This is a genomic window from Paenibacillus lautus (assembly GCF_050482385.1).
GTDB lineage: Bacteria > Bacillota > Bacilli > Paenibacillales > Paenibacillaceae > Paenibacillus_AQ > Paenibacillus_AQ lautus_B.
Window position 1 is genome coordinate 63,442 of record NZ_JBCNHV010000016.1, and the last position, 15,476, is coordinate 78,917.

A 15,476-nucleotide genomic window follows, 5' to 3' on the forward strand; every position below is an offset into this window, starting at 1 on the left:
TCGTGATATCGCGCTTAGCTATACGTTCATTGTATTCGAAGCCGCCACATAAATATAATATATTCCCCCGATCATTTATACATCGATATGTACCCAGATATCTTACGAGTCTTGTGTCCTGCTTCCTTTTTACTTTGACTTTACTTGATTTTTACTTCCATCTATTAAGCTACGTATGGTATCAAAATACTCACTTTATTTTGGGAGGAACTAATCATGAAGAAAATAACTTCTGTGTTAATCACCGCTATGCTTTTTGCATTACCGGTTACACCTACTTTTGCTCAAGCGAATCATGATACTGTTAAGCAAAAGGCTCAAGCATTGGCTTCGGAGATGCTGTCCAATTATGATGTAAGTGGCTTGCAGTATGCCATCATGGATCATGGATCCATTGTGTTATCCGATAGTGCTGGTGTATATGATAAAGCTACCAAGAAACCAGTAACCAAAGACACGATGTTCGGAATAGGCTCGGTCAGTAAAATGCATGTATCGGCGGCAACGATGATGCTAGCTGATTCGAATCAAATTGATATTGATAAACCCCTGATCACGTACATCAAGGAATTTAAAATGGCGGATGAACGATATAAAGAAATTACGCCACGGATGTTAATGAATCATTCTTCAGGGCTTTATGGTAGTCACTATGGAAATAGCATGTTTTTTGATGACAACGATACGAAAAATCATGATGAATTATTGATGAAATTACAATCAGAAGTATTGAAGTCAGACCCCGGCGAATATTCGGTATATTGTAACGATGGGTTTCAGCTGCTTGAATTATTAGTTGAACGAGTGAGCGGTTTAAGCTATACCGAATTCATTGAACAACATATTAGCACCCCGCTGAATTTAAACTCTACTAAAACACCTCTCGACTATTTTGATAGAGAACGGCTGGCAAAAACTTATTATCCTGGGATCGATCAGGCTTTACCCGTTGAGAATGCCAATGTCCTTGGGACAGGAGGCATCTACTCCACGGCGGAGGAAGTAAGTAAGTTCGCTGAAGTATTAATCGGGAATCGAACGGATATTTTATCTGAGAAGTCAGCAAAGGCCATGCAAAATCATGAATATCGAAATGGAATCTGGGTTGCTGAAGAGACGAACACCGTGAACTATGGTCTTGGTTGGGATGCTGTTCGCTTAGCACCTTTCAGTGATTACGGAATAACAGCATTATCCAAAGGCGGGGATACCGTTATGTATCACGCAGCTTTAACCACCCTACCCGAACATGATATTTCTATAGCTGTGCTTTCATCTGGGGGGAGTTCACTTTTCAATAGTGCTTTTGCATCCAACGTTTTACTAGAATATTTAAAGGATAAAGGCATCATTCAAGATATCCTGCCCGAAAAAACATTTGAGTCTTCCATAAAAGTGGATATGCCATCGGAATATCTCTCTTATTCTGGATTATACGGTTCCGTGGACAGAACAATAAATGTTGAAATCAAGAACGGAGAGATTGATTTACCTGCTCTACAAGGCGGACAGATACCACCACAAACATATGTATACACGGGAAATGGACAATTTAAAAACAAGGAAGGAAATGCAGCCATCAGCTTTGACCTACAAAAAAATGGAATAACCTATTTAAAGGTTAACGCTTATACAAGTCTACCAGGTTTGGGTCAAACTGTTACAGTAATGTATGAATATCAAAAACTGGATCACAATCCTCTTAATGATACAACTAAAAAGGTATGGGAGCATAGAAACGGAAAAAGTTATTATGCATTGGATGAAAAGATAACTTCTGGATTTTATCTAGCACCAAAGGTTTTAAATAAGAGTATCTCCGTTAATGTGGATCATGGGTACGCAAATGGCACTAAAATTGTGGATGAGAATCAAGCCGTAAACGCAGTTGAAATTCCTATTATGTATGGAAGAGATGCATTTGATTTGAATTTCTATACATTGAACCGTACCGAGTATTTAACGGTCAATGGACAATCCTATATCAGTGAAGATGCGATTCAACCCATTTATGCAGGGAACTCCTCGATCAGCAGCATACCATTCAATGGTCAGGCTGTTTGGTATAAGATTGATGAACAATCAGCCAATCGAGCCATGACTGTGGAGGTTCCTTCAAGTGGAGGATTTGCCGTTTATGACGGAATGGGAAATGTTGTGAACTTATCAAAGGTTAGCAACAATCACACGGTTGTACTGCCTGAAGGCGGGATGATCGTTTTTGGTGGTAATGCGGGAGATGTATTTCAAATTAATCTGAGTGCTAAGTAGGCTGGAACTTGTTTTGGGAAGCCTTGATCCGAATGGAGCCCGGCTTCCCAATTTGCACTGCAATGTTTATATGGATTAGGGGGTCTCGTAGTTTTTTAACGGCATACCTACATATTCCCGGAAGGAGCGAATCCGCTCTCCCTCGAACTCGAAGACGATGGCAAGTTCATTACGAAAAGGCCGCCCATTCAACAAACCTTCCGAGCGAAATACCACCACCCCGTTGTCCTCACTCTCAAGCTCGATGAGCGGAGTCAGCTGCATCTGAAATACGGAGCGCTCGAACCTGATCAATTCCTCAAACCGCTCTTTGCCTTGCTGCTCGTGATTCCACCCTTCTAGCGGGAGCGGAACAAAGAAATGGAAATCTTCCGTAACCTTTGTAAGAAAATCGACTGTATCCCCTGTTTCCAAAGCCTGCTTAAAAGCATCAAACACTTCATAAGTGCGGGATTGGGCTGAGTCTAGAGATTTCTTCATGAAAAGTATCCTCCTCAAAATGGTGTATTAGTCGCTCACTTTTTGGTTTTTTCATCAAGCCGTTTTGTTTAATGAGATGCCTAGAAATTAGACGCCTGCACTTCATGGGTTAACTCGACGACAGAACCTTTAGCTGGCTCGATATCGTTCCAAGGTGAATGGCTTCATGAATCAGAGCGAAGTTGAACAACTCGCCGGAGGTGTTAAATTGGAACGGGCCAAAGGCATACGGTGTTGAAAGCTTCTCACCCAGCTTCTCAGCTGTCAACTCAGATAGGCGGGAAAGCTGCCTCGTTAACATCTCGACCAACGCCTCCTTCGATGGAGGAGCAAACGTCCAGTCCAAGGGCTTTGTTCCAGAATTAAACAACGTTTCATAGGAGTCCGTTATGGCCGACGGAGAATCGAAGCTTAGTGTAGAATACTTATCCATCCAATAAATGATATGGCCGACATTCCAACGGATTGTATTGTTGAATCCTGCCGCTTGAATATCGAACAGTTCCTCAGGGATCGCCTGCACCTGCTGCAGCACCACTTGACGTAGGGTTGTTGCCGTGTTGATAACCATGTCAGACATATTGATTTCCTCCTTTGTTATAAGAACCGCTTGATATTCCCAGTTTAGGTCTCATGGAACTTTCCATCAATACAGTGGGCGTTACCGGAACGTTAAGTATAAGTTAACGATGATTCGTTGACAGAAAAAGAAGTCGGAGTAACAATAATCATTGAACATGATACAGCGATGCAATAGAAAGCAGGTGTGAGCGATGGAGTTAAAACAACTGCAATATTTCATGGCTATTTGTGAAGAGCTTCATTTCACGAGAGCAGCCGAAAAAATGGGAGTCAGCGCACCCAACATCAGCCAGCAAATAAGGAGATTGGAAGAAGAATTAGGGGTTCTGTTGTTCGATCGTGTGGGAAAAACCATTGTCCTAACAGACGCTGGAGCAATTCTTCGTGAACATGGTGCTGCCGTGTTCAGGCATCTGCAGCAAGCGGGCGACGCCATTGCTGATCTGAAGCAAATGCAAGGCGGATCTCTTTCCATCGGTGTCTTGCCCGGTGACGCGGATCTCATGTTTAATGCCTTGCTGCTGAACTTCCATCAGACCTATCCCACCATCTCGCTGTCCCTTTTGGAAACCACGAAAGTAACAGAACAAGTTCTGGACCGAAGCATTGATGTCGGCGTAACCATTGGACCTGTTATCGATGAATGTCTCACGTCAATTCCCCTGTTTCATGAGGAGTTCTCATTGGCGGTAAGCATGAATGATCCCCTTGCCGCGGAGAACTTCATCCCCTTGAACAGGCTGCAAACCTTAAAGATGGTCATGTTTCCAGCAGACCACCAATGCCGGAAGCTGATCGACCGATTTTGCATGGACAAAGGGTTTACTCTACAGCCGCATATGGTGACGACAACGTTATCCTCCCTCCTTCAGATGGTACAGAGCGGAGTTGGCGCTTGTGTTCTGCCACGACTTCTGCTGGAGAATCTTCAAAATCAAGACATCAAGGTTGTGCACCTGAGAAACCCTACGCCTTCTCAGGACATCTGTCTGATCTACCGCAGCGACAGGTATGTCGGATACGCCATGCGAACGTTTATCAAAACTTTGAGAGCCTACATTGAGACAGCTATCCAACATTCGAAGTCTTCATAGAAGGTAGTACCACCAATAAAGCTCATGTTATCTAAACGAGATTGAACATTTCGGGACGGGAGGCATATGCGATGAACACAGTGCTTTCTAACCATTATGTAAGAGCGCTTTTTGTTCATTCAAATTCTTTTTTAGTACTGCATAGCGAATTTAGACAATATATTCTAAAGACATGATCACGATGGCTTCTTCTATTCTCTGGGAAGGAAGAAAAGGATATGCCGATACGTCCGCCAATCTTGCAAAGGGGCGATACCGTTGGAATCGTTACCTTAGGTAGCCCGCTCGCTGCGAACATCATTAATGCACGAATCGAATATTTGAGAGCAATGGGGCTTAATGTTGTATTGGGTCAATATGTATATGCACAAAACGGGTTTCTTGCCGGCACAGACGAGCAGCGGGCATCCGATTTGATGATGATGTTTCGGGACGAGCAGGTGAAAATGATACTGCCCACCAGAGGCGGTACAGGAGTGGCTGGAATTCTCCCGCACCTTGATTATAATGAGATACGAAATCATCCAAAAATCGTTACGGGTTACAGCGACATCACGGTACTATTAAATGTACTGCATCAATACGCGGATTTAATAACATTCCATAGTCTGCTGCTTATTGACTTTAAGCCCGAAACGCCCGCTTATAATTTCGATCAGTTTTTTTCTGCGACATCCGTATATTCATTAACCCGCTCCATCTTGAATCCACCGGGGATGCCGCTGATAAGCCGTGTTCCGGGCAACGTTACGGGGCCACTTGTGGGTGGTAATCTGACATCATTTGTCGATACGTTAGGCACGCCTTTCGAAATCGATACACGGGGGAAGATTCTCGTTCTTGAAGAAACGCATGAACCTACCAATACCGTCTACAGGTACTTGAATGATTTAAAACTTGCCGGAAAATTTCGTGACTGCATCGGTATTATTATGGGGGAATGCTCAGGCTGCCAGGTTGCTTATGGCAAATCCTATGAAGATTTAATCAATGAATTTGTTGTGCCTCTCGGTAAGCCGCTTATAACGAACTTTGCTACAGGTCATGGTTTTTATAAAGCCGCTTTGCCGATTGGCGCAACGGTTAACCTCGATTCAGTCCATAACAGAATAACTACGGTTGAACCTACCGTCAGCGTTTAACATCAGCAAAGACGATGAGCTGTGTCATATCTAGCGACAAGTCTCACAGCCCTGAGCCGGTAAGAAAGTCCTCTGCCCTTGTACTAACGTACGGTTCAGGCTAACAAGCAACAAAAAACAGCCTTGGCCGACTAACGGCCTAGGCTGTTTATATATGAGCGAGTCGGGGCTTTGTTTGCGTAGGAGCTGAAATGATCCTTGCATTCTTCTCACTCGAGCTGTCTATGGATAATAAATGATGGTCGAGGAACAAATGGATCTGTTTTCGAAGATTGGCTGAATCTTGAGCAGCATTTTATCTCGGAAGGGAGTCATCCCCGATCCGTCAATATGTTGCTTTCTCATACAAATCAGCAGGCACTGCCTGCACGAACGGCGACCAATCGCCCGTTGTGTATACATGAAGTCGGTGCATGGCCCGTGTACATGCTGTATACAGAAGTTTGCGATCGTTTTCCCGGCTGTAAACTTGAGATGATGCCTCATAAATCAGGACTGCATCAAACTCAACACCCTTGGCGAGATATACAGGAATAACCATCGCTCCTTTTTCAAAGGTAACCGTCTCCTTCGTAATGAGCTGCAATGCATCGTTTCCTTGCACCCGCAACGACTCAAAGGCTGCTCGGCTTTCAGCCGCAGTCTTCGTAATGACGGCAATAGAGTCAAAGCCTTCTGCTTGTAGTGCCGCGATGTCTTTCAATATTCGTGCGTCACGCTTCTCCCCACCTTCTAACCTAGCGAGAAGAGGCTTCGGTCCACTCCTTTCAAAGGGGACGATTTCCGACTCATCAGAGAGCAGTACTTTCGTAAATTCCACGATCTCCCGAGTTGAACGATAACTGCGCACAAGGCGGATCAAGCTTGTTTCAGTTTCTCCATATAGCCGAAACAGCGGCGAATCGGGATCCTGCAGCTTCGTTGATTGCGTAAAGATCGCCTGCCCGAAGTCACCGAGTACCGTCATGCGGGCACGCGGAAATAGTTTTTTGAGATACTCATATTGAAACGTCGAATAATCCTGTCCCTCATCAACAAAGACATGCCGAATCTCCGTGTTCGTCCGAACGCCTTCGATCAGTTCTTTTAGATACAAATACGGAGTCGCATCCTCATAGAATAACTCAAGCCGCTCCAGCTTTTCTTTGGTTTGCTTACAAATTTCTGGCCATAGAACGGGGATCTCAGTCTCATTTGTCTTCTCTCGATAAGCAACTTCATCGTCAAACAATTGGACGTATAGGCTTTGAACATCGATAAACGATAATTTCTTCACGTGTTGTCTTAGCGGTTTGAAGCTCTCCTTCACGATCCTTTGACTGAGTAATTCTTCCTCCCGCTCGGCGAAGTCAAAGTCACCTTCATCTTCTCTGCGCTTATTGTTTATTTTCTCGTGAACGACGGCATAACGCTCGGCAATGTCAAACACCTCCCTATCCTTATGGAGCTCGCTGAAAATTTCCGCATATTGCTCGTTGTCAAGGTAATGAAGCTCCTCTTCAACCCAGGACGCCCCGCGCTCCTTGCGTTCAATTAGCGAAAGTTCCTTCAGAAGCCATTTCTGCAGGAGTTCGACACGATTGGCCAAGCTCAAGGAAGGGTCGTAGCTGTAAAATTGGGTTCTCATTTGCTCCGCCGTAATCAGATCACGATCCCGAAACCGAATGCCGTTGAAAAGCATGCCTTTCCGCCCCAGCCATTGCGCATAGTTCTGCAGGGCTCTCAAGAAAGCCTCGGAAGCCTTGTACTTCATCCCCTGAAGGCGAGCCTCATAATCGGGAGTTGAGTGAGCGGTCAGTACATATTCGATCTGATCGAAGAGATCCTCCAGACTAAAGGATGAACCCAGCCAATATTCGAGGTATTCCTGCAGAGTCGTCTGCTGCATGTTCTCCTCGCCGAGCTCAGGAAGGACGGAAGATACGTAACTGTTAAATATTTGATTTGGTGAGAATAGAACGATCTGGTCAGCCTTAAGCGAATCGCGGTTTTTGTACAGTAAATATGCCACACGTTGCAATGCCGCGGAGGTCTTCCCGCTCCCTGCCGCCCCCTGCACGATAAGAAGCCGGCTATGATCGTTTCGGATGATGGCGTTTTGCTCCTTTTGGATGGTTGATACGATACTTTTCATTTGCGAGTTCGCGCCTTTGGCCAGCATTTGCTGGAGCAGCTCGTCGCCGATCGTTACGCTTGCATCAAACAAATGACGGATTTGTCCATTGTGAATCTGATACTGTCGTTTCAATTCCATCGTACCCGTGATCTGCCCGACCGGTGTGACGTAAGAGGCCGCACCGGGGGAATGGTCGTAGTAGAGACTCGCGATAGGACTGCGCCAATCATACACCAGGAAGCTCAACCCATCTTCATCGACGAAGGAAGATACGCCAATATAAATCTGCTCACTCACATCCAGGCCGTCCTCTAGAAAATCGACGCGCCCAAAATAAGGAGAGGGCAACAGACGATGCAAGCTCCTCCATTGTTGCGTCAGAAGCCGGTGACGACGCTCCCTTTCGGATAACACTGCAGCCTGTTGTTTAATCGTATAAAATGTTTCTTCAAAGTCTTCGTCCGAGCTTGTGTTGACCGTGACCTCTTCCCAGAATCGCCTGCGAATCTCAGCAGCCTGATCTCGCATTCCGCTAACGCTTGGTTCCAACTCGTCGATCCTCGCCTTCAGCTTTTCCCTTACCTGATCCAGCCGTTCTTGTTCTAACTGCCATTCCTTCGCTTCCATGTTTTTCTGAACACACTCCTTTTCAATCTGGTCTGAAAAAAGTGCATTGACAAATCATGGCCACCGATGTACAATTAATTTAGGAAAAGTAATTATAATATCTGATTTCACATGATTTTCAATTGCGCCACTGATTATAGCATAGCGCTTTTTTGCGTTCAATTGTTTTTTTATATTCCTTGGCGTATCTGCCAAGTTTTTTTATTTTCCCGAAAAATCGAACTCGCTTGCCCCCCTACTCTACTTTTGAAGAGAAAGCTTTCTATATCCACCCTTTCGGGCAATTATAAAAAGCTTAATTTGTTTTGTATAGGTTTGTTTTAGATGGAATGTTTCTTATAGGACTTCGGTTCTTCTCGTGTTTGTCACACAAATAGCTCGACACCAAGGAAAAAGAGAAAGCCGCTGACACTTGTATAAGCACTGAGGAGGTATTGTTTGGAATCCTTCTTATAGCGTCTTTCAACAACGGATCGGAATGCATGTAGAAAAGCTATTACAAGAATAACGTCCTGATAAGCCGATAATCTCCACTCCATAACAATCCTCATGTAGAAAAGGCCGATTAGAAAAACAACTACAATGATGGACTCCCCAATTAGATGAAATCGATTAATATGCTTATACAGCAGCCCATCTGAATCGTAGGATACCTTCAGCTTTTTTTTGATCCATAAGTACCCGAACGAAACGACGATCGCATACAAAATGATACTGAGTAGGAACATTCTAAAGTCCACCTTTCCCAAAATAGAGGCCAGTATCACTCAAGACCTAACTTGCAGTTTTTTCAAATTACACTTATCTGGAAATAGAGGTTTATCATTCCTTTAAAAATACACGATTATCACATTTGAATCAATGCGTAAACCAAAAACAGCACCTACGGAAACCAAGGTGCTGTTTTTGGTCTGAGTCCAATCATTGCTCCAACAATACCTGCTACTTAACCGTCGCTTCAAAATTTTCCAGGGAATTGTTTGATAATGCCTTCCGTCAGGATATCCGCTAAATGAATCATATGGATCTCATTTTTGTCGGTTGCTGCAATATCCGCTTTCCAATCACCTTTGATACAGCTAACGACGATTTCCGTAATCAGCTGAAGGTGCGTATATAGCATATCTTGCAGCGTTTTAAACTGCCAGTTCGGATTCGCTGCGCTTAAAAATTTGGCGATATCGTCGGCGTTTCTATGCCAATCTGCCTCTAACTTGGTTACATCTGCCTGATTGCCCGCTTTGGCAGCGTCTACAATTTTCACTGCGATCAGAATATGCTCTCTTAGAAGATCAGCCAGCTTATTGCCTGCGGCTTCTCCATAATATGGCTTGATCACATTGCCTATGTCCTGCTGGTTCTGCAATAGCCGGTCCAATACGTCCTTCTGATCCGGTCGATTGGATACGGCGCTGACAATATAGCTTCTTGTCCATATTGTGTGGTCGATCCAAACTTTCTGCATATCGGTTTTTAGCTGCACCATTTTGGGACTTAGGCAATCCTTCTCCTTAGCAACCTTCGCTTGCACAGGTACTACTGGCGTCATGGTAAAAACTAGCGCCAAGGTTAACAGTAATGCCACCAATCCTTTGTTTTTCACATTCATCTGCTCCTCTGTATGTTTGGAATAAAACAATCTGTCTTATTATGGGTGAAGCATTCTATTTTATACAGAGGATGATTTACGATACAGCTGATATTTTCTAAATTTAAATAGTCACATGCTAAAGAGATGTACATCTCAGCAACTCTATAAAGTTTTCAATGCATGCAATTGCGAAATTATCCGATCGAGTCTCTCTTGGATGAGGATCGCCTCCGCATATCGGGCAGGAATACTCTCATATCCGTAGTAGATACCTGCCAAACCACCGGCAATGGCGCCGATCGTATCGGAATCTTCCCCTAGATTTGCCGCCTTCTGTACGACTCCTGCAAAATCTGACGTATGGAGCAAAATATGTAGTACCCACCGGAAGGTATGCACCACAAAACCGCTTGCCGGGCAATCCGGCTGTGCTTCAATGATGCCTTCGTATTCGCTTCCCACCACCTCGGCCATGATGGCTGCTCTTAAATTTTCACCCTGTAGAAGGCGTTGCGCCATTCGGTTGTACATCACGCAGACTTCGGCGCACCTTGGATCATAATGCGTCATCCGTGACTGTAAGATTGTCACTCGGGCAATATCCGCCGGGTCCTTATAGGCCAGAGCCACCGGCAGGCAGCGCATGAGGGAACCATTCCCACCGCTTTGCCCCATATCCATGTGCGCAACAAAGGCCGCTTCAAACCAGTCCCCCTCGTATTTCTGAAAAACATGACGGATGATATTCCCTATGTCTTTGGGACGTGATTGATACCATTCCATAAAGAAACGCCCGATCGCCTCCAGCGGCTCATCAGGATTTTCGAGTATCCCTTCTGCCACGCAAAGCGTCATCATCGTATCATCGGTCACTTCCCCCGGTTCCAGATGCCACACCCCGCCGCCGATAATCTCCGTCAAATAGCCGTGCTTCTCCTTAATCTCCCGCTTGCTCATAAACTCCGTCGTTCCACCAAGCGCGTCGCCTACAGCCACTCCGTACAGGCCGCCCTTGATGCGATCATATAATTTGTTATCCATGCAACCACCTCACATTCATGTCGAAAAAAATAAAGTAGTGCTTCTTCACAGTCATCGAAGTGAATGGACAGGTATTGTAATGTCTTGGTTTATCCGGACTGGGGCAGCTTCCCGATACATTTCAATTTTATAGGTATCCAGCTTAGGAGCGAAAACTCGTACTTCATAGTAACCGTCCTGTTCGCTTCTCACTCGTGCTTGCCCTGAATCTATCCCGATGCCTTTATCGAAACGCTCCTGCAATTCGGGATTTATACTCTCTTTGGCTTCGGGGTACATTGCAAACATAATACCCAAACGCTTGTTATGATCAGAACTTTCCTTTTTAATTTTCAATCGCAAATAGTCGTCCTTGTAACTCGCCCCGGTTATCGTTAACTCCTGGTCTTTAAAGCGGACTTTCTTTGGATATGTTTCGTCTAGTGAAAGGGTAAACGATCCGCCCGGGCTCTTTTCTGTCAGTAACACTTGATCCAAGTGCAGCGTAAGAGACTTTACCGACTCATCGAAGTAAGGGGAGCCGGTAAACATAAGCTTGTTGCCGTTCATCCGTTTCGAACCGGGAACATCCACCATGTTCTGCGGGGTGTCCGTATGCAATTGGTACTTCTTTCCCTTATCATCCGTTACATATGGGGTGGCTCCAGAATGGCCGAATAACAGATAATAATCCGCTTCATCCGCGATTTTGATATCGAGATAGGTATTGGTCGGTGTAATTTTTATATGCTCCAGCATCATTTCCCGCAAATCCGGGTCCCCTGCCACCTTGACGGTCTGATGAATCGGTATGATCCGATCCTCCAACCAGTCCGTATGATGAAAAGGAACACTCATCTTGAGTGTATCTGTTGTTTGTTTGCTGTCTTCATCAACGTAGGGTTGAATACCGATTTCAAATTGCAATTCTTTAGGGTTTTGGTTTAAAAACTTTTTGACATCCTCTGGATTTACTTCACCAATCCGGCTGATTACCAGTATCGGCTCCTTTGCATCATCGCTTGATTCGATCATAACGCCGGCGCTGCTGCCTCCATCGGCAAGTTCAGGAATATTTACGGAATAGACCGGTGCTTCCCTGTTAAGATCCAAACTGCCGTCCTGTCTTTTAAAGACATGTTGTTTCAAACGGTTGGATTTAATGAACACTTTATATGACAGCTTATCGCTCGTCAAATATACATCGCTGATGCTGACTGTCACCCCATCAAACTGTTTCACGACAGGTTCAAACGGACTGTAGCCATGGGATTGGGCATTCTCAACACCATCATGTCCGCGCAGCGTGTTCAGCCAATCCGAAACGATGGAGAAACCGGGAATCCCTTTGACCATAGCGGCAAGAGCCGGAGACTTTTGGACGGTAAAACCCAGAGATAAGGCCAACACCATGCTGGCTGCAGCTATTGTATACTTTCTTCTGCCGCTTCGCTGCCGGGGCTTCGTCACCACGATGTCCTCCTCCGGCTGCTGACAATAAAGCGGTACCTCCTTGGCAAATTGAATTAAAGAATCAGGAAGCGGAATTTCATCTAACGATTGCTGTATTTTTTTCTTCAGCTGCCCTTCATCCTGGTTTAACATTCGATCACCTGCTCCATTTTTAGTCGGGATGCCGTTTGGCTCAGCTTTAGTCTGGCGGTATGAAGCCGCGATTTAACCGTCCCGGCCTTGATGCCGAGAACGTCAGCAATCTCATCGATGGATAGCTCCTGGTAATAATACAGCGCAATGACGGACCGATGGTGGATGTCCAGTGACATGACACATTCCAGCAGCTCGGATCCCCTCTCTTTTTTCAGTACGGCTTCCAGCGGTGTTTCATGCTCGTCCGGAATCTCCAGCTCGTCGATATTTCCCGAAACATTAGCGTGCCGTGACCTCTGTCTGACTAGATCCAATGCACGGCAGGCCGCCAAATGATTGAACCAGGATTTGAAATTCCTTATTTTTTTCCCTTGAATAATGGCTTGATATGCTTCGATCAGCGTGTTCTGTACCGCATCCTCAGCCAAATGAGTGGAGCGCAAAATAGCCGCGGACGTACTGTATACTCGGCTCAGCAGAGGTTCCACCAGCTTAAAAAAAGCATCTTTATTGCCTTTCCGGCACAACTCAAACAATCGTTCTTCGCTTTCCATCCTGTCAACTCCCAAAAGTACTATACTATAAAGGCGAACAGAATGGAGGTTCGGTTCATGATTTGTGCAAAAAAAAAAGAAACGGCACTGATGGCCGTTTCTACTTTCTGCATATGGTTGGCTTTTACTGGAGCTTAATCCTCATCTCCAACTCTTTTAAAAACGTAACAGGCGTCATTCGCTTGGTCATCACCTGAAGGGCCGCATGTCGATCAACCGCCGGGAAATCAAGCTCGTAGCGGTAAACACCGTCTTTCAAGCTGATCAATTTCTTACGGGTTGAATCCAGGGCCTTTCCATTTTCCACGAGCCAAGTTCCAACGTTTTGAATGGATGCCGTCTCCCCTTCGATCGACAACGTAAGCACGGTCCGGTTCTTTTCGAATTTCACACCCGTTACGGTCATGATTCCGATCTTGCCCTGATCCAGCTTAACCGGATAGGTATCCGATAGCTTCGCCGTTATGGTGGCTTTATTCGCTAACTTTGTACTTTTATCATCATAATTGCCTCCTACATAGGGCTTGATGATAAGTTCTTTCGGTTTGCCCTTTAAAGCGCCCAGTTTCTCTTTATAATAACGGTCAAACGTGCCGTCCGGCTTTTCGCGCATTTTGTCTTCCGCCTGAATACGGTCGTAAATCCATCCGTTGCTGTCCATTACGACATAGTTCATAAGCATAATATTCCGGTCCATTTCCGGATCCATATTTTCAGGGACATTCCGTGAAATGACATATTCCATGGACTGTGGAGTAGCTGTTAAAGATTCCAGTTCAAATACGGCTCCCCCGTATTTCTTTATAATAGCCGGATTCAGCTTGAATCCGGAGCTTACTACGCTTTGCCCCGCTTCCGCTTGGGGAGCCGCATGAACGGCCTGCGACGGCAAAGTTCCCCCGATTAATAACATTGCACTTAGATATGCGATGGTTGTTTTTTTCATGATCATTTCCTCCTTTATCTAATGAAACAAAACGCATGTCCGGGCCCCGTTATCAATGACAAGGACGATGCATTGTTGTTCCTACTCTTTATAGGCGAAGGAAATAACAAGAAGGTTCAGACATGAAGAAGAACCGACTCATTTTTCATAGCCGGCTCTTTTGCATCAAACCTTATAGATATCGCGAGATTATATCTCTTGTGCGGTAAGTACGTTATCCGGCGCTTTTTGGTTCATGATCGGCACCATGACCAGTGCGCCAAGAAGAAATAGTAATCCGGCTCCGCCATATATCGTGCTCAGCGAAAAGGCATCCTTTAACGCACCAGCGAAAGACATGGAAATGACCATCATGCCTACGAACATCGGATTCAGAACCCCATTCACCCGACCGACAATGGAAGCATGTGACCATTTCAAGATCATGGTACTGATTCCGATATGAATGCAAGGGAAGACAAGCCCATTCAGAAATTGAACGGTCAGCGTGACCGTAACGCTCGTCGAATAACCGACAATGGCTGTGCAGACCGCGCCTGCCAGCATGCCTATTGCAAGAAGAACCTGCGGCGGAACCCGCTTCGCAAAGACGGCAACGATCCCCCCGCCGATCAGCATGGCTACGCCATTCACCATCAGCAGATATTGCAGGAACTCCTCGCTCTTACCCAGCCGCTCCGTTACAATAAACAGGTTGAGAGCTTGGGCTACGCCAACAGCAAGTCCTGCGAGAATGAACGCGAGTCCGAGCATACGCAGTACTTGGCTTTGCCAAACATAGCGGAAGCCTTCCGCAAAATCTTTACGGAATTGCCCTTTGACTGCGGCCGTTTGAGATTTCATATTATCCTCAGGAAGGCGAATTAGGACGAGTGCGGAAAGCAGAAAGACCACGCCCATCACAGCGATTGATGTTTCAAGGCCAAACCTGCTATAAACGAAGGTGCCAAGCATAGGGCCAAGCACCATGAAGATGGCCATTAGCGATTGGAATAAAGCCATCCCTTGCTGCAGTTGTTCTTCAGACACATGATACTTAAATAACCGCATACTTGAAGGTTGCGAGAACTGCGAAAGAATAGCCGAGATGAATGCGACAAGGTAGACGGATTGCCAAGAACCGTAATGTATGGTCAGAAGCACTACGAATACCGAAACCGCGGATAATAAATCGCACCAGATCATCGTTCGCTTTGGCCTCCAGCGGTCCGCAAATGTACCTCCGATGAACGAAAAAACAAAAATAGGTGCGAATTCTGCTACGCTGATAAGCGAAATGGCGTATGGATCGTTATTTGTTCTATCCGCAACATACAGGAGGATCGCGAAATTACGTACCCAGATGCCGATCTGCAGAAGTACACTTGATAATAAAATCGTCTGCAGGAACCGATTGCGTAGAAGGCTTGGTGCATTGGTGCTGTTGTCGTGCCTATTCAACCTTT

The 15,476-nt window shown here is 45.4% G+C and carries 13 protein-coding genes; 3 read left to right on the plus strand and 10 right to left on the minus strand.

The window, feature by feature from the left end; translation table 11 throughout:
* The first annotated feature begins 216 nt into the window (after nucleotides 1–216).
* Entirely contained in the window at nucleotides 217–2,271 is a 2,055-nt protein-coding gene (locus tag ABEW73_RS20510) for a serine hydrolase domain-containing protein (protein WP_430168078.1), read from the plus strand.
* 75 nt (nucleotides 2,272–2,346) lie between these two features.
* On the opposite strand, the gene ABEW73_RS20515 is transcribed toward ABEW73_RS20510, so the two are convergent.
* Together ABEW73_RS20515 and ABEW73_RS20520 are read right to left on the minus strand one after the other, a co-directional pair.
* Nucleotides 2,347–2,751, minus strand: coding sequence for a nuclear transport factor 2 family protein (locus ABEW73_RS20515; RefSeq protein WP_430168075.1), 405 nt, complete (start codon nucleotides 2,749–2,751; stop codon nucleotides 2,347–2,349).
* Between the two features lie 109 nt (nucleotides 2,752–2,860).
* On the minus strand, nucleotides 2,861–3,331 hold the full coding sequence (locus ABEW73_RS20520; RefSeq protein ID WP_430168072.1) for a DinB family protein: 471 nt from the start codon (nucleotides 3,329–3,331) through the stop codon (nucleotides 2,861–2,863).
* 193 nt (nucleotides 3,332–3,524) lie between these two features.
* Between ABEW73_RS20520 and ABEW73_RS20525 the strand changes: the two genes are divergently transcribed.
* Together ABEW73_RS20525 and ABEW73_RS20530 are read left to right on the plus strand one after the other, a co-directional pair.
* Nucleotides 3,525–4,427, plus strand: a complete 903-nt coding sequence (locus ABEW73_RS20525; protein WP_430168069.1) for a LysR family transcriptional regulator — start codon at nucleotides 3,525–3,527, stop codon at nucleotides 4,425–4,427.
* Between the two features lie 218 nt (nucleotides 4,428–4,645).
* A complete protein-coding gene (locus ABEW73_RS20530) occupies nucleotides 4,646–5,569 on the plus strand; it encodes a S66 peptidase family protein (protein WP_430168066.1) in 924 nt (307 codons plus the stop codon).
* Nucleotides 5,570–5,894: 325 nt separating this feature from the next.
* Here the strand turns inward: ABEW73_RS20530 and helD are convergent, their stop codons facing one another.
* The 8 genes from helD to ABEW73_RS20570 all read right to left on the minus strand — a co-directional run bounded on the left by helD (nucleotide 5,895) and on the right by ABEW73_RS20570 (nucleotide 15,471).
* Entirely contained in the window at nucleotides 5,895–8,312 is a 2,418-nt protein-coding gene (gene helD, locus ABEW73_RS20535) for an RNA polymerase recycling motor HelD (protein WP_430168063.1), read from the minus strand.
* A gap of 365 nt (nucleotides 8,313–8,677) precedes the next feature.
* Nucleotides 8,678–9,040, minus strand: a complete 363-nt coding sequence (locus ABEW73_RS20540; RefSeq protein ID WP_430168060.1) for a DUF4181 domain-containing protein — start codon at nucleotides 9,038–9,040, stop codon at nucleotides 8,678–8,680.
* Nucleotides 9,041–9,270: 230 nt separating this feature from the next.
* Nucleotides 9,271–9,915 carry a glycosyltransferase gene (locus ABEW73_RS20545; RefSeq protein WP_430168057.1) on the minus strand — a complete coding sequence of 215 codons (645 nt, stop codon included), beginning with the start codon at nucleotides 9,913–9,915 and terminating at the stop codon, nucleotides 9,271–9,273.
* Nucleotides 9,916–10,065: 150 nt separating this feature from the next.
* Nucleotides 10,066–10,944: an ADP-ribosylglycohydrolase family protein gene (locus tag ABEW73_RS20550; RefSeq protein WP_430168055.1), complete on the minus strand. Its 879-nt coding sequence runs from the start codon at nucleotides 10,942–10,944 to the stop codon at nucleotides 10,066–10,068.
* A gap of 51 nt (nucleotides 10,945–10,995) precedes the next feature.
* On the minus strand, nucleotides 10,996–12,528 hold the full coding sequence (locus tag ABEW73_RS20555) for a DUF4179 domain-containing protein (RefSeq protein ID WP_430168052.1): 1,533 nt from the start codon (nucleotides 12,526–12,528) through the stop codon (nucleotides 10,996–10,998).
* Nucleotides 12,522–13,085, minus strand: coding sequence for an RNA polymerase sigma factor (locus ABEW73_RS20560; RefSeq protein WP_430168049.1), 564 nt, complete (start codon nucleotides 13,083–13,085; stop codon nucleotides 12,522–12,524). The genes ABEW73_RS20555 and ABEW73_RS20560 overlap by 7 nt, the downstream gene beginning before the upstream one ends.
* A 124-nt stretch (nucleotides 13,086–13,209) precedes the next feature.
* Nucleotides 13,210–14,031: a DUF5643 domain-containing protein gene (locus tag ABEW73_RS20565; RefSeq protein WP_430168046.1), complete on the minus strand. Its 822-nt coding sequence runs from the start codon at nucleotides 14,029–14,031 to the stop codon at nucleotides 13,210–13,212.
* Between the two features lie 189 nt (nucleotides 14,032–14,220).
* Nucleotides 14,221–15,471, minus strand: a complete 1,251-nt coding sequence (locus tag ABEW73_RS20570; RefSeq protein ID WP_430168043.1) for an MFS transporter — start codon at nucleotides 15,469–15,471, stop codon at nucleotides 14,221–14,223.
* Between the last annotated feature and the right edge of the window lie 5 nt (nucleotides 15,472–15,476).

Coding starts and splice junctions, on each gene's coding strand:
- ABEW73_RS20510 (WP_430168078.1), top strand. CDS start 217: ATGAAGAAAATAACTTCTGTGTTAATCACCGCTATGCTTTTTGCATTA.
- ABEW73_RS20515 (WP_430168075.1), bottom strand. CDS start 2,751: ATGAAGAAATCTCTAGACTCAGCCCAATCCCGCACTTATGAAGTGTTT.
- ABEW73_RS20520 (WP_430168072.1), bottom strand. CDS start 3,331: ATGTCTGACATGGTTATCAACACGGCAACAACCCTACGTCAAGTGGTG.
- ABEW73_RS20525 (WP_430168069.1), top strand. CDS start 3,525: ATGGAGTTAAAACAACTGCAATATTTCATGGCTATTTGTGAAGAGCTT.
- ABEW73_RS20530 (WP_430168066.1), top strand. CDS start 4,646: ATGCCGATACGTCCGCCAATCTTGCAAAGGGGCGATACCGTTGGAATC.
- helD (WP_430168063.1), bottom strand. CDS start 8,312: ATGGAAGCGAAGGAATGGCAGTTAGAACAAGAACGGCTGGATCAGGTA.
- ABEW73_RS20540 (WP_430168060.1), bottom strand. CDS start 9,040: ATGTTCCTACTCAGTATCATTTTGTATGCGATCGTCGTTTCGTTCGGG.
- ABEW73_RS20550 (WP_430168055.1), bottom strand. CDS start 10,944: ATGGATAACAAATTATATGATCGCATCAAGGGCGGCCTGTACGGAGTG.
- ABEW73_RS20555 (WP_430168052.1), bottom strand. CDS start 12,528: ATGTTAAACCAGGATGAAGGGCAGCTGAAGAAAAAAATACAGCAATCG.
- ABEW73_RS20560 (WP_430168049.1), bottom strand. CDS start 13,085: ATGGAAAGCGAAGAACGATTGTTTGAGTTGTGCCGGAAAGGCAATAAA.
- ABEW73_RS20565 (WP_430168046.1), bottom strand. CDS start 14,031: ATGAAAAAAACAACCATCGCATATCTAAGTGCAATGTTATTAATCGGG.